Here is a 19,947-nt window from a genome sequence, read left to right as displayed (position 1 = left end):
GCCGTCGACTACCGCAGCCCTCGTTTGGCCTGGCGGCGCAGCTGCATTATCCGGGCTGCGCCGACCAGGGCCACCAAGATCGCGCCGGCGATCGCCGCGAACAGCAGTGCCACGCCCAGCGGCAGCGTGCCCGCCGCGCCGAGGAAGTGGATCGTGGCGTCGGCGAGGTTCTGCAGGATGAACACCAGCAGCACGATCAGCACCACGATCGACGCCAGCACGGCGACCCACGTGCCGCTGATCCTGGTCGGCTTCAGCTTGGCCTGCGTCCCGGTCCTCCGCTCCGGGACGTCGGTGACCGAGGGCTCGACCGCGCCGGGTCCGCCAGGACCCGCCGCCGGCGGACCGTCGGGGATGGGGCTCGTCGGCAACGCCTGGGTGTGGTCGTCGTCACGCGGAATGGTCACGCGGTGATTATCTGCCCGCCCGTGCCGGGCCGCCAATCAACCGCACGGGCGGCGGTACTCCAACGCGCCGACGTAGAGCTGCCACTCCTCGTGGGTGATGTGGGCGGTGACACCGGCGCACATCTCGCGCACCGCCGTGTCGAAGTCGAACTCCCACGCGCGCGTCGTGCCGTTCGACTTCGAGGTCACCACCTTGGTCGCGGTGTCGTCGAACTCCACCGCGTAGACGCCTTCGGTGACCCCGTTGATCCGGCCGCGCGCCACGGTCTGCCGCGGGTCCGACACGTCCCACAGCGCGACCATGTCCTGCGCGCCGACCGTGGCGAGCGCGACACCGGACCGGTCGAAGCCGAGCGCCTGCACCGCTCCCCGGTGCGCGCGGCCGGACCACAGCTCCGCGGGCTCGGCCCGGTCGGTCACGTCGTACAGCCGGACCTCGCCCTTCGCGGTGCCGAACGCCAGCGTGCGGTGGTCGTGCGACACGGCGACCGCGGTGACGTCCCGCGCGGTGTCCAGCCGCGTGACCGGCTTCGGGCTCTTGGGGTCGGACACGTCCCACAGCCGGATCACGCCCATGACGTCGAAGGTGATGACGTCGCGGCCGTCCGGGCTGTAGGCGACGCCGACGACCTGGTGCGGGTGGTCGCTCAGGCGCGCCACCTCGACCGGCTCGGCCGGGTCCGACGTGTCCCACACCGCGACACCGGCCGGCTCCGACACGGTGACCAGCGTGCGGGCGCGGGCCGGGTCGAACGCGATCAGGTCGACGGGGGAGCCGAAGTCGTGGATGACCTCGGGGGTCAGGTCGGTGACGTCCCAGACCTTCGCGGGCCCGTCCACCAACGTCGTGGCGAACGCCTGGCCGTCCTTGTTCACGGCGATCGAGGTCACGGTCTCGTTCGCGGGCCCGAACACCCGCGTCGGCGTCTGCCGGTCGCCGTCCGGGCTTCGGGCCAGGGCTGAGGCGAAGGCGGCGCGCGCGGCCTCGTTGAGCTCGCTCCTCGCCCGCGCGCTGAGCACGCCGTCACGCGTCTCGTCGTTCGGGTTGAGGCGGTGGGCGACGATGGCGAGCTGGTCGGCGAGCTCCGGGGCGCTGCTGCGCAGGCTCTGCGACTGGTTGGCCACGTACCAGCCGGCCGACGAGTTCCAGCCCGCCGCGGCCTCCTTCTGCGCGCTGATCGCGATCACCACGGCGGTGCCGGCGAGCAGGAGCAGCACGGCCAGCAGCGCCACCAGCTGGCGCAGCCTGCGGGTGTGCCGCAGCGTGACCAGCCGTTCCCGGTCCCGCGCCTGGAGGCTCTCGGCCAGGAAGTCGCGCTCCTGCGCGCTGGTGCGCACGCCGTCGCGCCGCGTCCACTCGACCGCGGTGTCCAGCCGCGTGCCCCGGTACAGCGCGTCCGGGTCGCGGCCGAGCGATTCCCAGGTGGCGGCGGCCTCGGTGAGCCTGCGCATGGTGCGCAGACCCTCCCGGTCCTCGGCCAGCCAGCCGCGCAGCCGCGGCCAGGAGCGGATCAGCGCCTCGTGCGCGATCTCCACGCTGTCGCGGTCCAGGGTGAGCAGCCGGGCGTGGGCGAGCCGGTCGAGCACCACGTCCACGTCCACGTCGTGGTCGAGCTCGGCGCGCGGCAGCCGGCGCTTGGTGTCCTCGGTGCCGTCGCCGAGCGCGGTGAGCCGCAGGAACACCTGCCGCGCCACCGCGCGCTGGTGCCGTTCCAGTGACGTGTAGGTGCGTTCGGCGGTCTGCGCGATGGCGTGCTGGACGCCGCCCGCGGCCTCGTACCCGGCCAGCGTCAACGTGGTGCCGCGCCGTCGCCGCCAGGTCTCCAGCAGCGCGTGCGACATCAGCGGCAGCACGCCGGCCTGACCGGTGGCGTCCGCGATGAGCCGGGACACCAGCGCCGTCTCCACCGTGCACGACGCCTTCACGGCGGGCTGCATGATCACCTGGCGCAGTTCCTCGGCGCCCATCGGCCCGAGCAGCAGCTGGGCGTCGGCCAGCGCCTCCACCAGCGCCGGGTGCTGCGCGCAGTGACCGTAGAAGTCGGCCCGCACGCCGACCACGACCTTGCACCGGGCGGTCAGCAGGGTGTCGATGTAGGCGGTGCGCCGGTCGGCGTCCGGCCAGAGCGTGAAGACCTCTTCGAACTGGTCCACGATGAGCAGGTCGGCGCCCAGGTCCGGGTCGGCGGTCTCGCTCGGCGAGGTCACCACGACCCGGCCGTCCACCCGCGGCACCAGGCCGGCGCGCAGCAGGGACGACTTGCCCGCGCCGGACGCGCCGAACACCGCGATGAACCGGCGGTGCGCCAGCCGCTGCTCCAGGTCGTCCAGCAGGTGGTCGCGGCCGAAGAACCACTCGGCGTCCTCGGTGCCGTAGGCAGCCAGGCCCGCGTACGGCGGGTGGCCCTCGTCGGGGGCCGGGTCGGCGCTGGGCAGCACCTCGGCGGCGACCTGCCGCCACCGGTCCTCCCACTCGGCCACGTCGCCCTCGCAGGCGCGCACGTAGGCCAGCGTCACCGCGAGCGTGGGCAGCCTGCGCCCGCCGGCCGCGTCGGACAACGTCGTCGCCGAGTAGTGGGCGCGCGCGCCCAACTGCCGGTAGCTGTGCCCGCCCGCCTTGTCCCGCAACGACCTCAGGTCGGCGGCGAACTTCAGCAGCGGGCTGTCGCCGACGTCCAACGGGCGTTCTCCGCGCGGCAACCGGTCCACCCCCTTGGCAGTCTCACGACGATTGTCCGCAGTGACAAACGTGCCGTCCAGGCTGTCAGACGAGCTCCCGCGGTGTGCCCGCTTCGGGTGACTGCATTCGGGTGAAGCGGTCCAGAGCGCTTCGGCAGTGCGTGCGCGCTGAGGTTCGAGGTGGCCGAGTGGGTGCGCCTCGCCGGCCGGCTGCCCGGTGCTCCGGTGCAGGTCAAGGGCCTGGGAGTCGCTCCCGGTCGCCCCTGGGTTAGGCTCGGCGGAGTGCCTCGCCTGATCGCTCTGAACGGTCCGCCAGGGTGCGGCAAGTCGACCATCGCGCGCCGTTACGCGGACGACCACCCTCCCGCGTTGGCGTTGGACGTCGACCGGGTGCGCGACCTGATCGCGGGCGACCTCGGCGAGGCCGGTCGCCTGGCGCGCGACATCGCCATCGCCGCCGCCCGCGTGCACCTGACGTCCGGTCACGACGTGGTCGTGCCCCAGTTCCTCGGCCGCCCGGAGTTCCTGGACCGCCTCTCCGCCCTGGCGGTCGACGTGGGCGCGGCCTACTGCGAGGTCGTCCTGATCGACACCAAGGACAACGCGATCCGCCGCTTCGCCGAGCGTGACACGATCCAGGCCACCCCGGCCGAGCTCTCGGCGATGTACGACAACCTGCAAACCATCATCGCCACGCGTCGCCCCACTCTCATCCGCTCCGTCGAAGGTGACCCGGCTCACACCTATCAAGCGCTCCTGGCCGTCCTGAACGGAACTCGGGGTACCTGAGCGTTCGACACGCGCGTTCTGAGCGTTCGACACGCGCGGGTTCGAGGGTCAGGTCAGGGCGGTGGTGACGTAGGGGTCGGGGTCGGCGAGGATCGCGCGGACGGCGGTGGTCGCGGCGCCGCGCATGGCGGCCTCCGCGCCCAGCGACGAGGCGACCACCCGGACGGGCGACCACTCGGCGCTGACGACCCGCCGGTCCAGCTCCGCGTGCAACGGCTCCTGCAGCCACGGCTCCAGGCGGGCGTACGTGCCGCCCAACACCACCGAGGGCAGGTCGAGCAGGTTCACCGCGCCGGACAGCGCCACGCCGAGCCACCGCGCCGCCGAGCGCACCGCCGTCGTGGCCGTCCGCTCACCCGCCGCCAGCCTGACCAGCAGCTCGTCCACCCCGGACACGCCCGCCGCGCGCACGATCTCGTCCTGCCCGGCCAACCGCTCCAGGCACCCGCGCGACCCGCACGCGCACTGCGGCCCGCGCGGGTCGACGGACAGGTGCCCGATCTCGCCGCCGAACCCGGACACGCCCTCGAACAGCGCGCCGCCCACCACGATCCCCGCGCCGATGCCGATCTCACCCGAGACGTGCAGGAAGTCCGTCGCCACGTCCCCGTGCCACAGCTCGGCCAGCGCGGCGAGGTTCGCCTCGTTGCCCACCAGCACCGGCACGTCCAACTCGACCCGACGGGTCAGCTCGCCCCTGACGTCCACCTCGCGCCAGCCCAGGTTCGGCGCGACCCGCAACGACCCGCCGGCCACCTCCACCAGGCCGGGCACGGCCACGCCGACCCCGCCGATCGGCACGTCCTGCTTCGCCGCCGTGCGCACCGCCGTCGCCACCTTGGCCAGCACCCGGGCGGGGGAGGAGGCACGATTGTCGCTGGGCCGCACCCAGCGCGCCCGCACCCGCCCGGTGAGGTCGACCAGGCACGTGGCCAGGTAGTCGACCCCGATCTCCACCCCGAGCCCGTGCGGCCCGGTTGGTGACAGGTGCAACGCCGTGCCGCGCCGTCCGGGACCGGATCTGGCCTGAGCCTCGCCCTCGGCCACGAGCCCGGCGCCGATCATCCGGTCGACCAGGCTCGACACGGTCGCCTTGGTCAGGCCCGTGCGGGCGGCCACGGCCGCGCGCGACGACCCGGGCGCCTCGGCGATGGCGTCGAGCACGAGGGCGGAGTTGTGCCGTCGCACGGTGCGCTGGCTCGCGGGCTGCGGTCTGGACACCACTGGATCCTAGCGGCTGAGTGCGATAAGTTCAGGCATCAAACTTATTGGAGGTGCCCTCGTGGACAAGTTCAGCTTCGGCCTGTGGACGGTCGGCTGGCCGGGACGCGACCCGTTCGGTGACGCGACCCGCCCTCCGCTGGACGCGCCGTTGGCGGTGCGCAAGCTCTCGGAGCTCGGTGCGTGGGGCATCACGTTCCACGACGACGACCTGTTCCCCTTCGGCTCCGACGCGGCCGAGGTGGGCAAGCGGGTTTCCGCGTTCCGCGCGGCGTTGGACGAGACCGGCATGGTCGTGCCCATGGTGACCACCAACCTGTTCACCCACCCGGTGTTCAAGGACGGCGGCTTCACCAGCAACGACCGCTCGGTCCGGCGGTTCGCGCTGCGGAAGGTGCTGCGCAACCTGGAACTGGCGGCCGAGCTCGGCGCCGAGACGATCGTGATGTGGGGTGGCCGGGAAGGCTCCGAGGTCGACGCGGGCAAGCCCGTGTCCGCCGCCCTCGACCGCTACCGCGAGGCCGTCGACACGGTCGCGCAGTACTCGGTCGACCAGGGCTACGGCTTCCGCTTCGCGCTGGAGCCCAAGCCGAACGAGCCGCGCGGCGACATCCTGCTGCCGACGATCGGCCACGCGCTGGCGTTCATCTCGACGCTCGAGCACCACGAGCTCGTCGGCGTGAACCCCGAGGTCGGCCACGAGCAGATGGCGGGCCTCAACTTCGTGCACGGCATCGGCCAGGCGCTGTGGCAGGGCAAGCTCTTCCACATCGACCTCAACGGCCAGAAGGGCCCGCGCTACGACCAGGACTTCGTGTTCGGCCAGGGCGACCTGCTGTCCGCGTTCTTCCTGGTCGACCTGCTGGAGAACGGTGGCTACGAAGGGCCTCGGCACTTCGACTACAAGCCGCTGCGCACCGAGGACTTCGACGGCGTGTGGGAGAGCGCGGCGGCCAACATGCGCACCTACAAGCTGCTGCGCGAGCGGGCGGCGGCGTTCCGCGCCGACCCCGAGGTGCAGGAGGCGATGAAGCACAGCGGCGTGTACGAGCTGGCCGAGCCGACCCTGAACGCGGGCGAGTCGATCGAGGACTTCCTGAAGGGCGAGGACTTCGAGCCGGACACCGCTGCCGAGCGCGGCTTCGGCTTCGTGCGCCTCGCGCAGCTGGCGACCGAGCACCTGCTGGGCGCGCGCTGATGGCGCTCGTCGCGGGCGTCGACTCGTCCACCCAGTCCTGCAAGGTTGTGGTCCGCGACGCGGACACCGGCGCCCTTGTTCGGCAAGGGCGTGCGGCGCACCCGACGGGCACCGAGGTGCATCCCTCCGCCTGGTGGGACGCGCTCCAGACGGCCGTCGCGGACGCGGGCGGCCTGGACGACGTGGCCGCCGTGTCGGTGGCCGCGCAGCAGCACGGCATGGTGACGCTCGACGAGGCCGGTGAGGTGGTCCGGCCGGCGCTGCTGTGGAACGACACCCGTTCCGCCTCGGCGGCGGCCGACCTCACCGACGAGCTGGGCGGTCCCGACCAGTGGGCCGAGGCGATCGGCAGCGTGCCGGTCGCCTCGCTCACGGTGACCAAGCTGCGGTGGCTGGCGGCCAACGAGCCGGAGTCGGTCGCCCGCACCGCGGCGGTCTGCCTCCCGCACGACTGGCTGACGTGGAAGCTGGCCGGCGGCACGTCGCTGGACGCGCTGACCACCGACCGCAGCGACGCCAGCGGCACGGGGTACTGGTCTCCGTCCACAGAGGACTACCGGCCGGACCTGCTCGAACTGGCCCTGGGCAAGGTCGTCGCGGTGCCACGCGTCGTCGGCCCGGCGGACCTGGTCGGCGGCCGGTTCGGCGCGGGCGCGGGCGACAACGCGGCGGCGGCCCTCGGGGTGCAGGCGCAGCCCGGTGACGTCGTGGTGTCCATCGGCACGTCCGGCACGGCGTTCGCGCGCTGGCCGAACCCCGTCGCCGACGGCACCGGCATCGTCAACGGCTTCGCCGACGCCGAGGGCGGCCACCTGCCGCTGGTGTGCACCCTGAACGCCTCACGGGTGCTCACGTCGACGTCGTCCGTGCTCGGCGTCGACCTGGCGGACCTGTCGGACCTGGCCCTGTCCGCGCCCGCGGGCGCCGAGGGCCTCGTCCTCGTGCCGTACCTGGAGGGGGAGCGGACGCCGAACAAACCCGACTCCACCGGCGCCCTGCACGGCATGAGGCTCGACACCATGACCCCGGCGCACCTCGCGCGCGCCGCGGTCGAGGGCCTGCTGTGCAGCCTGGCCGACGCGATCGACGCACTGCGGGCGCTCGGCGTGCCGGTCACCCGCGTGCTGCTGATCGGCGGCGGCGCGCGCATGCCCGCCGTGCGGCAACTCGCACCCGCGATCTTCGGCTGCCCGGTCCTGGTGCCGGCGCCGAGCGAGTACGTGGCCGACGGCGCCGCCAGGCAGGCGGCGTGGGCGGCGGGCGGCGCGGACACCCCGCCCCACTGGTCGGAACTGGCCTCGACCTCCGTCGAAGCCGACCCGACCCCGTGGGTCCGGGACCGCTACGCCTCGGCGCGCGACCTGACCGTCAACCGCTGACGCAAGCCGAAGAGGGCGCCTCCGGCCGCGGAGGCGCCCTCTTCGCTACGGCACGTCCCCGAGCACTTCCTCGAGCACGCGCCGTGACCGCTCGTCGCCCTCGGCGAGGGTGATGAGGGCCTTCCACAGCGCCCACCCGCGGGCCCGCTCCCACGTCGCGTCGTCCAACCGGACCGCTTCGCGGAAGACCCTCCTGCTCTCACCCGAGAACATGGTCCACGCGATGACGAGATCGCACGCGGGATCGCCGACACCGCACCCGCCGAAGTCGATCACGGCGGTCAGCTTCCCGCCGTCGACCAGCAGGTTCCCGCTCGCGATGTCGCCGTGGAACCACACCGGAGGCCCGGACCACCCCGGCGTGCGCAGCACGTCTTCCCACACGGCGGCGGCCTTGTCGACGTCGATCCGACCCTCCAACGCCGCCAACGCCCGCCGCGTCCAGTCGTCGTAGTAGCCCGGCGACGTGCCCCGGTAGAAGCTGTGCGCGCCCGCTCTCGGCCCGTCCGTCGCGTCGATGCGCCGGAGGGCGCGGAGGAAGTCGGCGATCGAGACCGCGAACCCCGCCAGGTCGTCGACGCGGTCCGGCGACGCCGTCTGCCCGTCCAGCCAACGCCGGACCGACCAGGGGAACGGGTAGCCCTCGCCCGGCACGCCCACGGCCAGCGACACGGGCACCGGGACCGGTAGCGACGGCGCGAGGACCGGCAACCACCGGTGCTCCTTCTCCACCGCCGGCGCGTAACCCTCACCGGTGGGCAGCCGCACCGTCATGTCGTCGCCCAGCCGGTACGTGCGGTTGTCCCACCCGTCGACCTCGACCGGCGTCACCGGCAGGCCCGCCCACCGCGGGAACTGGCTCGCGACCAGCCGCCGCACCAGCCCGGCGTCGATGCCGGCACGACCGTCGGGCGGGGAGATGTCGACCATCCCGCCAGCCTCCCGATCACCCCGCGTGCCGGGCAACGCATTTTCCCGTCCGCCGCGGGTAACCGGCGGTTGGCCGACCGGATGCGAGGTGCCCGTGATGAGGGCCGTGGTGCTCAACTGCTCGTTGAAGAAGTCGCCCGACACGTCCAACACGCAGCTGCTGGCCGACGTCGTGGTCGCGGCGTTGGAGCAGCGCGGCGTCGACGTCCGGACCTTCCGGGTGGTGGACCACGACGTGCCGCCGGGCGTCGTCACGGACCTGGGCGAGGGCGACGAGTGGCCCACCCTGCACGCCGAGCTGCTGAACGCGGAGATCCTCGTCATCGCCACGCCGACGTGGGTCGGCCACCCGTCGTCCATCGCGCAGCGCGTGATCGAGCGGATGGACGCGATGATCTCCGAGCAGGACGACGAGGGCCGGCCGGTCGCGTACAACCGCGTGGCGGGCGTCGTGGTGACCGGCAACGAAGACGGCGCGCACCACGTGATCAGCGAGGTGGCCGGCGCGCTCGGGGACATCGGCTACACCATCCCGGGCCAGGCGTGGACCTACTGGAACATGGGTCCCGGCCCGGGCCCGAGCTACCCGGACACCGTCCACGGCCACGACTGGTCGAAGAGCACGGGCGAAGCCATGGCCGCCAACCTCCACGCCGTCGCGCGGGCGCTGGCCGAGTCCCCGATCCCGCCCCCTCCGTCGTCGAGCTGATCCCTACCGCGCGCGGTCGAGGTACACGCAGGACAGCAGGGCCAAGGCGAACGACAGCGCGGAGGCGGAGTCGTCCGGGCGCGCCGGCCGGATCCCGCGCACCACGTCGGACGCGATCCGGTGCACGTGCTTGCCCCTGTCGGCCACGTGCGCGGGGATCACGTCCCTGGCGCGCAGCGAGTCCAGACCGGACACAGGGTCCGTGCGGTCCGCCTCGCGCGTCCCGACGGCCTCGACCAGCGACCTGACCAGGCCCAGGGTCGCCGCGTGCGCACCGGATGAGTGTGCCGTGCAGGCCGACTCGTAGATCGACACCAGGTCGTGCGGCGCGACCCCGGTCAGCGGGTTGAACGGCGGCACGCCGCCCGACTGGAGGTAGACCACGCCGCCCTCGGACGTGATGTTCGTGTTGCCGAACCGGGTGACCTGGGTGGGCGGCAGGCCGAGCTCCGAGCCCAGTTCCTCGGCGCGGTCGTCGAGCCCGAGGCGTTCGCTGTCGATCATCTCGTACAGCTTGCGGAAGCGGTCGACGTCCCCGTCGAGCGCGACGACGATGTCCTCGACGACCGACCAGCTCGAGATCCGGCCGGAGATCAGGACGTTGTGGATCGTCGACTTGCTGCGGTGGGACAAGTCGGACAGGAACTGCATCGACGGCCGGTTGCGGGAGGTGTAGAGCACCCGCAGTTCGTCCAGGAGCCGCTTCTCCGACTCCTTCTGGTCGTTCGTCGGCCGTAGATCCGTCATCGCACTCTCCCGTGTTGCCGGTTCGGCAGGTGTCAGCGTACCGTCGTTCGCAGCGTTCGCGAACGTTCGCGAATATTCGGAGGGAGAGTGTCGTGGTCGACTGGCGGCTGATCGCGTTAGTGGTGGTCTTCCTCGGTTTCGCCTGGTTCGCCCGCAAGAGGGAGGACTGGGTGCAGCCGATCCTGGTGGGTGTTGCCGTGGCAACGCTGTTCGGCGGCCTGGTGTTCCTCGGGATCCCCCTGATCAAGTAGCTCAGACGTGCGACAGCGCGAACGCGCTCAGGAAGCCCGCGACCGTGACCACGCCCACCAGCAGGTGGGCGTCGTCGAACGCCTCGGGGATCATGGTGTCGGCGATCATGGCCAGGATCGCCCCGCCCGCGAACGCCGTGATCGCGGCGAGCCACTGCGGCGACGCGTCGGCCGCCAGGCCGCGGCCCGCCATCGCCGCCAGGCCGCTCACCAGCGCTATCGCGGTCCAGAGGCCGAACACGTACCGCCGCGACCGACCGGCCCGCCGCATGCCCGCGGCCGATGACAGCCCCTCCGGCACGTTGCTGACGAACACCGCCGCCACGGTCACCGCGCTCACCCCGCCGCCGCCGAGCAGGCTCGCCCCGATCACCACCGACTCCGGGATGCCGTCCAGCAGCGCGCCGACCGCGATCGCCGAGCCCGACCCGCCGTGCTCCGACTCCGACGGCTGCAACCCGCCCGACCGCTTCCGGTGGCGCGCGCCGCGCTTGGCCAACGCCACATTGGCCGCCGTGTAGACCAGGGCGCCGAGCGCGGCGCCGGACGCCGTGGGCAGCAGTCCGCCCAGCTCGTGGGCCTCGTCGATCAGGTCGAACGACACCGCCGACATCAGCACGCCGCTGCCGAACCCCATCACGCCGGCGACCACACCTCGCGGCACCCGCGCCAGGTAGCCCACGAGCGCGCCGAGCACCAGCGCCGACCCGGCCAGCAACCCCCACCCAGCCGCCTGCAACACCCGACCTCCCCGTGTCGCACCCGGCCCGCGCGGGTACCCGACCGCCATGAGGATCGTCGTCACCGGCGCCACCGGCAATCTGGGCACCGCGCTCCTGCGCCGGCTCGCCCACGAACCGGACATCGCCGTGCACGGCACCTCCCGCCGTCCGCCCGCCGTCGAACCGCCGTACGACACCGTCACGTGGACCCCGGTCGACCTCAGCCGCGAAGGGGCGGAGGAACCCCTCGCCGAGGCCTTCCGGGACGCCGACGCCGTCGTGCACCTCGCCTGGCGCATCCAACCCGGCCACGACGAACGCGTCCTCTACCGGACCAACGTCGCCGGCAGCGAGCGCGTGTTCGCCGCCGTCGTGAAGGCCGGCGTCCCGCACCTCGTCCACATGTCGTCCGTCGGCGCGTACTCACCGGCCTCGAAAGACCACACCGTGGACGAGACGTGGCCCACCGACGGTCTCGTGAACTCCTACTACAGCCGGCACAAGGCGGCCGTCGAGCACCTGCTCGACCAGGTCGAACGCGAACACCCGCGCCTCGTCGTCACCCGCGTCCGCCCCGGTCTGGTCCTGCAGCCCGCGGCGGCGGCCGAGATCAAGCGGTACTTCCTCGGGCCCCTGGTCCCGCGCGCCCTGTTCCGGCCCGAGGTCCTCGCCAAGCTGCCCGCCCTGCCCCTGCCTCGCACGATGGTGCTGCAGTTCGTGCACGCCGACGACGTGGCCGACGCCCTCGTGAAGATCTTCACCACGCGGGCCGAGGGGGCGTTCAACCTGGTCTCCGAGCCGGTCGTGACCCCGCAGGTGCTCGCCGAGGTCATGGGCACGCGGCACGTGGCCATCCCACCGGCCGTCCTCCGCAACGCCGCGCGGATCAGCTGGCGCCTGCGGCTCCAACCCACCTCGCACGGCTGGGTCGACCTGGCCCTCACCGCGCCGCTGCTGGACGCCACGAAGGCGTTCGCCCGGCTCGGCTGGGCGCCGCGGCACAACGCCCGCGACACCCTGGCCCAACTCCTCGACGGCCTCGGCCGCAAGGAGGGCCTGCACCCCAGCCCTCCGCTGAAGCCCTGACCCGGCCCTTCCCGTGCGGACCCGTCAGTACCCCTCGAACAGGTTCGTCCACCCCATCACCTGGGCCACGACGAACGCCAGCGCCAGCAGCGTCACGATCAGCACGGCCACCAGCGTGATGATCGGGGCCCGCCGCGACGGCATCGGCTGCGGGTGGGACAGGCCGGAGGTCTGACCCGAATCGGGCGGTGTCTCGCCGGGCGCGACCCCGCCACCGGGCTCGAGACCGGGGGTGCGGGCCGGGTCCGGGTCGGGCGGTGTGGCAGTCATGCCGAGTGGACTACCCCGTGTGGACGGCGCTACCCGCAGCCGTGTGAAGACCCAGCCGTACGGGTAATCAGCAGGCATGAGCGGTGTCCAAGACGAGTTGCTGCGCACGTTGACGAAGGTCGCCAAAGCCCTGCGCGCGCAGGAGATCCCCTTCGCCCTGGCGGGCGGGTGCGCGGTGTACGCGAGAGGTGGTCCCGCGACGGAGCACGACGTGGACATCCTGGTCCGGGAAGAGGACGCCAGTGCGGCGGTGAGCGCGCTCGTCTCGGTCGGCATGCGTGCCGCGACACCGCCCGAGGACTGGCTGCTCAAGGTCTACGACGGCGACTCGCTGGTGGACCTGCTGTTCCGGCCCAACGAGGTGCCGGTGACCGACGCGACGCTGGCCCGGGCCGAGGACCTGCAGGTCGGCTCGGTGGTGCTGCCGGTCATGCCGGCCACCGAGGTGCTGATCGGCAAGTTGCTGGTCCTCGACGGCCACCGCTGCGACTTCAGCGAGCTGCTGCCGTTCGCCCGCGCGCTGCGCGAGCAGATCGACTGGGAGCACGTCCGCGCGGCGACCAAGCACTCCCCGTACGCCGAGGCGTTCCTCGTGCTCGTCGAACGCCTCGACCTCCTGCCCTCACCGATGACCAGGAGCGCCTGATGACCGCAGAACAGTACCTCTCCGCCCGGCTCCGCCAGGCGTTGGCCGAGGACCCGCGCACCACCGAGTTGGGCGTGCGGGTCACCGTGCGCGGTGACCACGTGCTGCTGTCCGGTGACGTGGCCAGTCCGGAACGCCGCGCCGAGCTCGAAGCCGTGATCCACGACGTGGCCCCGGAGTTGACCGTGCTCGACGACGTGAAGGTGGTGCCGTCCGAAGCGCCGGTCGGCCGAGAGGAGCTTCGATGATCCGCATCGCCGCGGTGGGTGACGTGCACCTGGGCGAAGACGCGCGCGGTCGGTTGCGGCCCGCGTTGGAGGAGCTCGGCGACTGCGCCGACGTGCTGCTGCTGGCCGGTGACCTGACCCGGCACGGCACGGTGTCCGAGGCGCGGGTGGTGGCCGACGAGTTCGGCGGCCTGGCCGTGCCCGTGGTCGCGGTGCTGGGCAACCACGACCACCACGACGACCAGCCGGACGAGGTCACCGCCGTGCTCCGCGACGCGGGCATCACCGTGCTGGAGGGCGAGGCGACCACGATCGGCGTGAACGGCCACACGTTGGGCGTCGCCGGCGTGAAGGGCTTCGGCGGCGGGTTCGCGGGCAAGTGCGGCAGCGCGTTCGGCGAGCCGGAGATGAAGGCGTTCATCCGGCACACCAGCGAGATCGCCGACTCGCTCGCCGCGGCCCTCGGCAGCCTCGACACCGACGTGAAGGTGGCGTTGACGCACTACGCGCCGGTGCCGGACACGTTGCGGGGCGAGCCGCCGGAGATCTACCCGTTCCTCGGGTCCTACCTGCTCGGCGAGGCGATCGACGCCAACGACACGCAGCTGGCCGTGCACGGGCACGCGCACTTCGGCAACGAGCACGGCATGACGCCCGGCGGCGTGCGGGTGCGCAACGTCGCGCAGCCGGTCATCCGGTCGGCGTACACGGTCTACTGCGTGGAACCAGCCGTGGTGGAGGTGTAGCCGCATGCAGGAGGAACCCAGGAGCGGCGGTCCGTCCGTGGTGTGGGCGGGGCCGCCCGACGCGCCGGCGGTGATCGTCCTCGACCCGGCCGGTGTCGGCAGGCATGGCGACCTGCCGGGCACGTGGCGGCCGTTGACGGAGTACCTGCAGGTCATGTGGTGCCGACTGCCCGCGGCGGACGAGCCGTGGCACGAAGTGGACGAGGTCCTGTCCGAGTTCGCCGACCGCGAGGTGCCGGTGCACCTCGTGGCGGGCGCGGCGGCCGGCGCCGGGGTCGGGGAGCTGATCCGGCGGCACCAGGACCTGATCAGCTCGGCCCAGACCTTCGCCGCCCCCGTGCCGCTCGGGCACCCGGAGGTGGTGTTGGAGGTGTTGCGCGAGTTGCTGGCCCAGGACGTGGACTCGGAGACCTCCGAGGCGGCCGAACGGCCCGTGAACGGCAGCCCTCCCGAGTCGGGCTCGCTGCTCGGCGACGCGGCCTCGGCGCTGCGGCGGTCGGTGGGCCAGCTGTTCGAACGGCTGAAGGACGGCTAGCGGAGCACGGCTGGGGACGGACGGCCAGGAGAACCCGGCAGGGAAACGCCCCTGGGAAGAACACTCGCAAGGCCCGCGGGTCCGGAGCACCCGCGGGCCTTGCGCATCCACGCCACGAGACCGACCCCCGACCACCCCGCCGCCAACCGCCGACCCCGCCGCCGACCGCGCCCGCCCACCGCGCCCGCCCACCGCCGCCCCGTTGTCCCCGCCCGCTCCGAACCGGCCGTCGACCGCCGGCCCATCGCCTCCGACCCACCGCCGTCCGCCCCCGACCACCGCCGTCCCGCGACCAACCCCGGACACGCGGAAGCCCCGCCAACCGAAGTCGGCGGGGCTTCCGCGCGTCGCTCGCGAACGGCGGTCGACCGGGAACGGTCAGCTGCCGTCGACCGGCGGCCGGGGCTGGGGGATCGGGGGGTGTGACCGACTCCGATCCCGCGGCTCCCGAACCGCCTGCCGGCTCATCGCAGCGGATCACCCGGGCGTCCGGCGTCCGGCAGGTCGTGGCGCGTCTCGCCGGCCTGCGGCGGTCGGCTCACGTCACCGCGCCACGCGCCCGTCTCCAGGCCGCGACCCTCGATGAACTCCTTGAACCGCTCCAGGTCGCTGGAAACGCGGTGTCCGATTACGCCCGTCGCCGCACCGGCCTTCTCGGTGAGCGTCTGCGGGTCGTACTCCATCTGCACGTGCACGCGCGTCCGGCGGTCGTCGAGCCGGTGGAACGTCACCACACCACCCTGCGGCGGACCGTCGACGGTGTGCCACGCGACCCGCTCGTCAGGGTGCTGCTCGGTGATCTCGGCATCGAACTCCCTGGTCACACCACCGATCTTGGTGACCCAGTGGGTCCGGGTGGGAGTGACCTGGGTGATGCGCTCGACACCCTCCATGAACTGCGGGAACGACTCGAACTGCGTCCACTGGTTGTACGCGGTCGTGACCGGGACCTCGACGTCCACGGACTTCTCGATCGTCGTCACTGCAACAACCTCTCCTCGGGAATCGAGTTCGACAACCGGGTACCCGTGAGGGCGGCTCCACACACATCCGCCCCACCTCGGGGTGACGGTGAGTAGCGCCTCACCGGGAAGCGTTTGCTTCTCTCCACACCGGCTAACTCTCCTCTGTGGACCAGTACCCCGACGCGGTTCTCTTCGACCGCGACGGCACGCTCATCAGCGACGTGCCCTACAACGGCGACCCGGACCGGGTGCGCCCGATGCCCGGCGCGCGAGACGTCCTACGGGTGCTCCGCGCTCACGGGGTGCGCACGGGAGTCGTCAGCAACCAGTCGGGTATCGGTCGCGGTCTGCTCACCCACTCCCAAGTGGACGCGGTGAACGCCGAAGTCGAGGTCCTGCTCGGCCGGTTCGGCACGTGGCAGGTGTGCCCGCACCACCCGGACGACGGCTGCGAGTGCCGCAAACCCGCGCCCACCATGATCCTCCGCGCCTGCGCGGCCCTCGGCGCACGCCCCGAGCGCACCTACTTCATCGGCGACATCGAGGCGGACGTCGAAGCCGCCCTCGCCGCCGGCGCGACGCCGATCCTCGTGCCCACTCCCGCCACCCTGCCCGACGAGGTCGACCGCGCTCCCCGCACCGCGCCAAACCTGCGATCCGCACTGGCGATGGTCCTATGAGGACACTGGTGGCCCGACTCGACAGCGACGGCGACGTGCTGCTCGCGGGACCGGCCGTGCGCGCCGCCGCGCACGCGGGCGAGGTCGTGCTGCTGTGCGGTCATTCCGGTGCGCAGGCGGCCGAACTGCTGCCCGGCGTGCAGCGCGTCGTGCGGTGGGACTGCCCGTGGATCGCCTACCCGGCGCCCGACGTGCGAACCCCGGACATCGAGGGGATCGTCGCCCTGCTCAAGGGGATCCGCGCCGACGTGGCCCTGATCCTCACCTCCTTCCACCAGAGCCCCCTGCCGCTCGCCCTGCTCCTCAAGCTCGCCGGCGTGCCGAAGGTCGTGGCCCGCTCCACGGACTACCCCGGCTCGCTCCTCGACGTCCGGCTGCGCGACGACCCCGACCTCCCGGAAGCCGAACGCGCGCTCGAAGTCGCCCGCGCCGCCGGTTTCGACCTCCCACCGGGCGACGACGGCCGGTTGGCGATCACCGCGCCACCGGAACCGACCGAGATCGGGCCGTACGTCGTCCTGCACCCCGGCGCCTCCGTGCCCGCCCGCGCCTGGTCGCCCGACCGGTGCGCCGAGGCCGTCACGGCGCTCACCGGAGCCGGGCACCGCGTCCTGGTCACCGGCGGGCCGAACGAGACCGCGTTGACCAGGCACGTGGCCGGCACGCACGGCGTCGACCTCGGCGGCCGGACGACGTTCGCCGAACTGGCCGGGCTGCTGGCCCGCGCGGACGCCGTCGTGGTCGGCAACACCGGACCGGCGCACCTCGCCGCTGCGGTCGGCACGCCGGTCGTGTCCTTGTTCTCACCCGTCGTGCCCGCCAGTCGGTGGGCGCCGCACGGGCCGCACGTGTTGCTGGGCGACCAGGGCGCCGCGTGCCGCGAGTCGCGCGCACGCGAGTGCGCGGTGCCCGGCCACCCGTGCCTTGACCGGGTGACGGCCGACCAGGTCGTCACCGCCGTCGCCGAACTCGCGGGGGTGCGGACGTGAAGATCCTGCTGTGGCACGTGCACGGCTCGTGGACGAACGCCTTCGTCCGCGGCGGTCACGAGTACCTGATCCCGGGGCCGCCCAACGGCATCGGCCTGTCCGGGCGCGACTGGCCCGCGGCCCGCGAGGTCGACGTGTCCGAAGTGGACGCGGACATCGCGGTGCTGCAACGGCCGGCGGAAGTCGGCCTGGTGCCCACCGGGATCCCGGTCGTGTACCTGGAGCACAACACACCCAAGTTCCCGAACCAGGCGCACCCGCTCAAGGACTGGTCCGGCACGATCGTCCACGTCACCCACTTCAACGACCTGATGTGGGACTGCGGCACCGCCAGCACGGTGGTCATCGAGCACGGCGTGGTCGACCCCGGCCTCCGGTACACCGGTGAGCTGCCCCGCGCGGCCGTCGTGGTCAACGACCCGGTGCGCCGCGGCCGGGCGGTCGGCACGGACCTGCTGCCGCGGTTCGCCGAGGCGGCGCCGCTGGACGTCTACGGCATGAAGACCCGCAAGCTGGGCGCGATGGGGCGCGGCGACCACGACCTGGAGTCGCTGCACCGGGAACTGGCCCTGCGACGGCTCTACCTGCACCCGGTGCGGTGGACGTCGCTGGGGCTGTCGCTGATCGAGGCGATGCACCTGGGGATGCCCGTGGTGGCGTTGGCGTGCACCGAAGCGGTGCGCGCGGTGCCGCCGGAGGCGGGCGTGGTGTCCACCGACGTGGACGAGCTGGTGCGGGCCGTGTCCGAGTTGGTCGCGGACCCCGCGCTGGCCAGGCAGAAGGGAAAGCAAGCCAGGGAGTTCGCCCTGGCCCGGTACGGGCTCGACGCCTTCCTGCGGAGTTGGGACCGGTTGCTGACAGGAGTGAGCGGATGAGGATCGCGATGGTGTCCGAGCACGCCAGCCCGTTGGCCGCCCTGGGCGGGGTCGACGCCGGTGGGCAGAACGTGCACGTCGCCGCGTTGTCGGCGGCGTTGTCGGCACTGGGGCACGACGTGGTGGTCCACACCCGTCGGGACGACCCGGACCTGCCCGAGCGGGTGCGCGCCGAGCAGGGCTACGAGGTCGTGCACGTGCCCGCCGGTCCCGCCCGCACGGTGCCGAAGGACGAGCTGCTGCCGCACATGGGCGAGTTCGCCCGCTTCCTGGAGCAGCGGTGGTACGAGGAGCGGCCCGACGTCGTGCACGCGCACTTCTGGATGTCCGGCTTGGCCTCGGTGCTCGCGGCGCGCAAGGTCGGCGTGCCCGTCGTGCAGACCTACCACGCCCTGGGCACGGTGAAGCGCCACCACCAGGGCGCGGACGACACCAGCCCGGCCGAGCGGATCGGCATCGAGCGGATGATCGGGCGCGAGGCCGACCGGATCGCCGCGACGTGCGACGACGAGGTGGCCGAGCTGATGCGCATGGGCGTGCGGCGCTCGCGGATCTCCGTCGTGCCGTGCGGGGTGGACCCGGTGCGCTTTCGGCCCGACGGCCCGACCGCCCGCCGCAGCCATCCGCACCGGATCGTCTCCGTCGGCAGGCTGGTGCCGCGCAAGGGCTTCCAGGACCTGATCACCGCGCTGCGGTCGTTGCCGGACACCGAGCTGGTCATCGCGGGCGGCCCGGTGGACGTCGAATCCGACCCGGAGGCCCGGCGGCTGGCGGAGCACGCGGAACGCGTCGGCGTGCGCGGGCGGCTGCGGCTGGCCGGACAGGTCTCGCGGGACGCCATGCCCGAGTTGCTGCGCTCGGCCGACGTGGTGGCGTGCGTGCCCTGGTACGAGCCGTTCGGCATCGTGCCGCTGGAGGCCATGGCGTGCGGCGTGCCGGTGGTGGCCACCGCCGTCGGCGGCCTGATCGACACCGTGGTGGACGGTGTGACCGGCGTGCTCGTGCCGCCGCGCGACCCGTCCGCGCTGGCCCGTGCGCTGCACTCGCTGCTGGCCGACCAGGCCCGGCGGGAGGCGTGCGGGCTCGCGGGCCTGGACCGGGTCGGCGTGCGCTACACGTGGAGCCGGGTCGCCGAGGACACCGAACGCGTCTACGAGCGGGTCACGGTGGGTCAGGCCGTGGCCGTGGGAGGTGCGCGATGAGCGTCGAGACCCACCTGCACGGACTGGCCCAGTCGCTGGCCGGGCTGCGCGCCCAGGCGCCGCGGCTGACCCGCTGGGGCGGCGTGCTGGCGCGCAGGCTCACCGACGGCGGGCGGCTGCTGGCGGCGGGCAACGGCGGGTCGGCCGCCGAGGCGCAGCACCTGACCGCCGAGCTCGTCGGCCGGTTCCGCGACGACCGGCGGCCGTTCTCGGCGATCGCGCTGTGCGCGGAGTCGTCCAGCGTCACCGCGATCGGCAACGACTACGGCTACGAAGAGGTGTTCGCCCGCCAGGTCACCGCGCACGCCCGGCCGCGGGACGTGGTCGTGCTGCTGTCGACCAGCGGGCGCAGCCCGAACCTGATCCAGGCGGCGAAGGCGGCCCGGCGTGCGCGCGCGCACGTGTGGGCGATGACGGGTCCCACCCCGAACCCGCTCGCGGAGGTGGTGGACGAGGTGCTGGCACTGCCCGGCGAGCCCGCGAACGTGCAGGAGGCCCAACTGGTCGCGGTCCACGCGCTGTGCGCGGCGTTCGAAGCTGCGTTGGATGGCCGCTGCTCCTCTGCCACTGCGCTGAACGACATCATGCCCACTCCGCGAGGTCGCGTCGGTCGTTCGTGACCCATCTTCCGGCGATCACGCTTCTCGATCGTCGGAAGATCAGGCGCGAGCGGCCCGCCCGCCGCGGAGCGGCA

Annotated in this window: 23 protein-coding genes; 15 read left to right on the top strand and 8 right to left on the bottom strand. The window is 72.9% G+C overall.

Going from position 1 to position 19,947, the window contains the following annotated elements:
* Positions 1-8 precede the first annotated feature (8 nt).
* Together AB0H12_RS02480 and AB0H12_RS02475 are read right to left on the bottom strand one after the other, a co-directional pair.
* Entirely contained in the window at positions 9-407 is a 399-nt protein-coding gene (locus AB0H12_RS02480; protein WP_499620236.1) for a LapA family protein, read from the bottom strand.
* Between the two features lie 36 nt (positions 408-443).
* Positions 444-3,116 carry an nSTAND1 domain-containing NTPase gene (locus AB0H12_RS02475; protein WP_499620235.1) on the bottom strand — a complete coding sequence of 891 codons (2,673 nt, stop codon included), beginning with the start codon at positions 3,114-3,116 and terminating at the stop codon, positions 444-446.
* 252 nt (positions 3,117-3,368) lie between these two features.
* On the opposite strand from AB0H12_RS02475, the gene AB0H12_RS02470 reads away from it, so the two are divergent.
* Complete coding sequence (locus AB0H12_RS02470; RefSeq protein WP_499620234.1) at positions 3,369-3,875, top strand: AAA family ATPase; 507 nt, start codon at positions 3,369-3,371, stop codon at positions 3,873-3,875.
* Positions 3,876-3,923: 48 nt separating this feature from the next.
* Here AB0H12_RS02470 and AB0H12_RS02465 read toward each other — a convergent pair whose 3' ends face one another.
* Positions 3,924-5,096 carry an ROK family protein gene (locus AB0H12_RS02465; RefSeq protein ID WP_499620232.1) on the bottom strand — a complete coding sequence of 391 codons (1,173 nt, stop codon included), beginning with the start codon at positions 5,094-5,096 and terminating at the stop codon, positions 3,924-3,926.
* 61 nt (positions 5,097-5,157) lie between these two features.
* Here AB0H12_RS02465 and xylA point away from each other — a divergent pair, with 61 nt between their 5' ends.
* Complete coding sequence (xylA, locus tag AB0H12_RS02460) at positions 5,158-6,294, top strand: xylose isomerase (RefSeq protein WP_499620230.1); 1,137 nt, start codon at positions 5,158-5,160, stop codon at positions 6,292-6,294.
* Entirely contained in the window at positions 6,294-7,673 is a 1,380-nt protein-coding gene (xylB, locus tag AB0H12_RS02455; RefSeq protein ID WP_499620229.1) for a xylulokinase, read from the top strand. Before xylA ends, xylB begins: the two co-directional genes overlap by 1 nt.
* Before the next feature lie 45 nt (positions 7,674-7,718).
* On the opposite strand, the gene AB0H12_RS02450 is transcribed toward xylB, so the two are convergent.
* The gene (locus tag AB0H12_RS02450; RefSeq protein WP_499620227.1) at positions 7,719-8,603 is read right to left on the bottom strand and encodes an aminoglycoside phosphotransferase family protein; all 885 of its coding nucleotides are present in this window, start codon (positions 8,601-8,603) and stop codon (positions 7,719-7,721) included.
* Positions 8,604-8,700: 97 nt separating this feature from the next.
* Here AB0H12_RS02450 and AB0H12_RS02445 point away from each other — a divergent pair, with 97 nt between their 5' ends.
* The gene (locus AB0H12_RS02445; RefSeq protein WP_499620225.1) at positions 8,701-9,312 is read left to right on the top strand and encodes a flavodoxin family protein; all 612 of its coding nucleotides are present in this window, start codon (positions 8,701-8,703) and stop codon (positions 9,310-9,312) included.
* Between the two features lie 3 nt (positions 9,313-9,315).
* Here AB0H12_RS02445 and AB0H12_RS02440 read toward each other — a convergent pair whose 3' ends face one another.
* Positions 9,316-10,059: a hypothetical protein gene (locus AB0H12_RS02440; protein ID WP_499620223.1), complete on the bottom strand. Its 744-nt coding sequence runs from the start codon at positions 10,057-10,059 to the stop codon at positions 9,316-9,318.
* 92 nt (positions 10,060-10,151) lie between these two features.
* Here AB0H12_RS02440 and AB0H12_RS02435 point away from each other — a divergent pair, with 92 nt between their 5' ends.
* Positions 10,152-10,310 (top strand): hypothetical protein, encoded by a 159-nt coding sequence (locus AB0H12_RS02435; protein WP_499620222.1) that lies wholly within the window; start codon positions 10,152-10,154, stop codon positions 10,308-10,310.
* Between the two features lies 1 nt (position 10,311).
* Here AB0H12_RS02435 and AB0H12_RS02430 read toward each other — a convergent pair whose 3' ends face one another.
* Positions 10,312-11,100, bottom strand: coding sequence for a ZIP family metal transporter (locus AB0H12_RS02430; RefSeq protein ID WP_499620797.1), 789 nt, complete (start codon positions 11,098-11,100; stop codon positions 10,312-10,314).
* Here AB0H12_RS02430 and AB0H12_RS02425 point away from each other — a divergent pair.
* Positions 11,099-12,118 carry an NAD-dependent epimerase/dehydratase family protein gene (locus AB0H12_RS02425; protein ID WP_499620221.1) on the top strand — a complete coding sequence of 340 codons (1,020 nt, stop codon included), beginning with the start codon at positions 11,099-11,101 and terminating at the stop codon, positions 12,116-12,118. The two genes, AB0H12_RS02430 and AB0H12_RS02425, sit on opposite strands and share 2 nt — an antisense overlap.
* A 24-nt stretch (positions 12,119-12,142) precedes the next feature.
* On the opposite strand, the gene AB0H12_RS02420 is transcribed toward AB0H12_RS02425, so the two are convergent.
* On the bottom strand, positions 12,143-12,388 hold the full coding sequence (locus tag AB0H12_RS02420) for a DUF6480 family protein (protein ID WP_499620219.1): 246 nt from the start codon (positions 12,386-12,388) through the stop codon (positions 12,143-12,145).
* Positions 12,389-12,464: 76 nt separating this feature from the next.
* Here AB0H12_RS02420 and AB0H12_RS02415 point away from each other — a divergent pair, with 76 nt between their 5' ends.
* From AB0H12_RS02415 to AB0H12_RS02400, 4 genes are read left to right on the top strand one after another with little or no spacing between them, the layout of a single operon-like run.
* The gene (locus AB0H12_RS02415; protein WP_499620218.1) at positions 12,465-13,034 is read left to right on the top strand and encodes a nucleotidyltransferase family protein; all 570 of its coding nucleotides are present in this window, start codon (positions 12,465-12,467) and stop codon (positions 13,032-13,034) included.
* The gene (locus AB0H12_RS02410) at positions 13,034-13,282 is read left to right on the top strand and encodes a BON domain-containing protein (protein ID WP_230570616.1); all 249 of its coding nucleotides are present in this window, start codon (positions 13,034-13,036) and stop codon (positions 13,280-13,282) included. Before AB0H12_RS02415 ends, AB0H12_RS02410 begins: the two co-directional genes overlap by 1 nt.
* On the top strand, positions 13,279-14,007 hold the full coding sequence (locus tag AB0H12_RS02405; protein ID WP_230570617.1) for a metallophosphoesterase family protein: 729 nt from the start codon (positions 13,279-13,281) through the stop codon (positions 14,005-14,007). The genes AB0H12_RS02410 and AB0H12_RS02405 overlap by 4 nt, the downstream gene beginning before the upstream one ends.
* Positions 14,008-14,011: 4 nt before the next feature.
* Positions 14,012-14,542 (top strand): hypothetical protein, encoded by a 531-nt coding sequence (locus tag AB0H12_RS02400; protein WP_499620216.1) that lies wholly within the window; start codon positions 14,012-14,014, stop codon positions 14,540-14,542.
* A 464-nt stretch (positions 14,543-15,006) separates the two neighbouring features.
* Here the strand turns inward: AB0H12_RS02400 and AB0H12_RS02395 are convergent, their stop codons facing one another.
* Positions 15,007-15,525 (bottom strand): SRPBCC family protein, encoded by a 519-nt coding sequence (locus tag AB0H12_RS02395; protein WP_499620214.1) that lies wholly within the window; start codon positions 15,523-15,525, stop codon positions 15,007-15,009.
* A gap of 146 nt (positions 15,526-15,671) precedes the next feature.
* On the opposite strand from AB0H12_RS02395, the gene AB0H12_RS02390 reads away from it, so the two are divergent.
* From AB0H12_RS02390 to AB0H12_RS02370, 5 genes are read left to right on the top strand one after another with little or no spacing between them, the layout of a single operon-like run.
* Entirely contained in the window at positions 15,672-16,187 is a 516-nt protein-coding gene (locus AB0H12_RS02390; RefSeq protein WP_499620213.1) for a D-glycero-alpha-D-manno-heptose-1,7-bisphosphate 7-phosphatase, read from the top strand.
* Complete coding sequence (locus tag AB0H12_RS02385; RefSeq protein ID WP_499620212.1) at positions 16,184-17,176, top strand: glycosyltransferase family 9 protein; 993 nt, start codon at positions 16,184-16,186, stop codon at positions 17,174-17,176. The genes AB0H12_RS02390 and AB0H12_RS02385 overlap by 4 nt, the downstream gene beginning before the upstream one ends.
* Positions 17,173-18,051 (top strand): glycosyltransferase, encoded by an 879-nt coding sequence (locus tag AB0H12_RS02380; RefSeq protein ID WP_499620211.1) that lies wholly within the window; start codon positions 17,173-17,175, stop codon positions 18,049-18,051. Before AB0H12_RS02385 ends, AB0H12_RS02380 begins: the two co-directional genes overlap by 4 nt.
* Positions 18,048-19,253, top strand: a complete 1,206-nt coding sequence (locus tag AB0H12_RS02375) for a glycosyltransferase (protein WP_499620210.1) — start codon at positions 18,048-18,050, stop codon at positions 19,251-19,253. The genes AB0H12_RS02380 and AB0H12_RS02375 overlap by 4 nt, the downstream gene beginning before the upstream one ends.
* Positions 19,250-19,873, top strand: coding sequence for a D-sedoheptulose-7-phosphate isomerase (locus AB0H12_RS02370; protein ID WP_499620209.1), 624 nt, complete (start codon positions 19,250-19,252; stop codon positions 19,871-19,873). The genes AB0H12_RS02375 and AB0H12_RS02370 overlap by 4 nt, the downstream gene beginning before the upstream one ends.
* Positions 19,874-19,947 lie beyond the last annotated feature (74 nt).

The organism is Actinosynnema sp. NPDC023794 (genome assembly GCF_040639675.1).
In the GTDB taxonomy this organism is placed as follows: domain Bacteria; phylum Actinomycetota; class Actinomycetes; order Mycobacteriales; family Pseudonocardiaceae; genus Actinosynnema; species Actinosynnema luteola.
The sequence above is the reverse complement of the archived record's forward strand: the minus strand, read 5'-3'. Positions and strand labels throughout refer to the sequence as shown.

Coding starts and splice junctions, on each gene's coding strand:
- AB0H12_RS02405 (WP_230570617.1), top strand. CDS start 13,279: ATGATCCGCATCGCCGCGGTGGGTGACGTGCACCTGGGCGAAGACGCG.
- AB0H12_RS02410 (WP_230570616.1), top strand. CDS start 13,034: ATGACCGCAGAACAGTACCTCTCCGCCCGGCTCCGCCAGGCGTTGGCC.
- AB0H12_RS02420 (WP_499620219.1), bottom strand. CDS start 12,388: ATGACTGCCACACCGCCCGACCCGGACCCGGCCCGCACCCCCGGTCTC.
- AB0H12_RS02400 (WP_499620216.1), top strand. CDS start 14,012: ATGCAGGAGGAACCCAGGAGCGGCGGTCCGTCCGTGGTGTGGGCGGGG.
- AB0H12_RS02375 (WP_499620210.1), top strand. CDS start 18,048: ATGAGGATCGCGATGGTGTCCGAGCACGCCAGCCCGTTGGCCGCCCTG.
- AB0H12_RS02450 (WP_499620227.1), bottom strand. CDS start 8,603: ATGGTCGACATCTCCCCGCCCGACGGTCGTGCCGGCATCGACGCCGGG.
- AB0H12_RS02385 (WP_499620212.1), top strand. CDS start 16,184: ATGAGGACACTGGTGGCCCGACTCGACAGCGACGGCGACGTGCTGCTC.
- AB0H12_RS02370 (WP_499620209.1), top strand. CDS start 19,250: ATGAGCGTCGAGACCCACCTGCACGGACTGGCCCAGTCGCTGGCCGGG.
- AB0H12_RS02445 (WP_499620225.1), top strand. CDS start 8,701: ATGAGGGCCGTGGTGCTCAACTGCTCGTTGAAGAAGTCGCCCGACACG.
- AB0H12_RS02430 (WP_499620797.1), bottom strand. CDS start 11,100: ATGGCGGTCGGGTACCCGCGCGGGCCGGGTGCGACACGGGGAGGTCGG.
- AB0H12_RS02440 (WP_499620223.1), bottom strand. CDS start 10,059: ATGACGGATCTACGGCCGACGAACGACCAGAAGGAGTCGGAGAAGCGG.
- xylB (WP_499620229.1), top strand. CDS start 6,294: ATGGCGCTCGTCGCGGGCGTCGACTCGTCCACCCAGTCCTGCAAGGTT.
- AB0H12_RS02415 (WP_499620218.1), top strand. CDS start 12,465: ATGAGCGGTGTCCAAGACGAGTTGCTGCGCACGTTGACGAAGGTCGCC.
- AB0H12_RS02425 (WP_499620221.1), top strand. CDS start 11,099: ATGAGGATCGTCGTCACCGGCGCCACCGGCAATCTGGGCACCGCGCTC.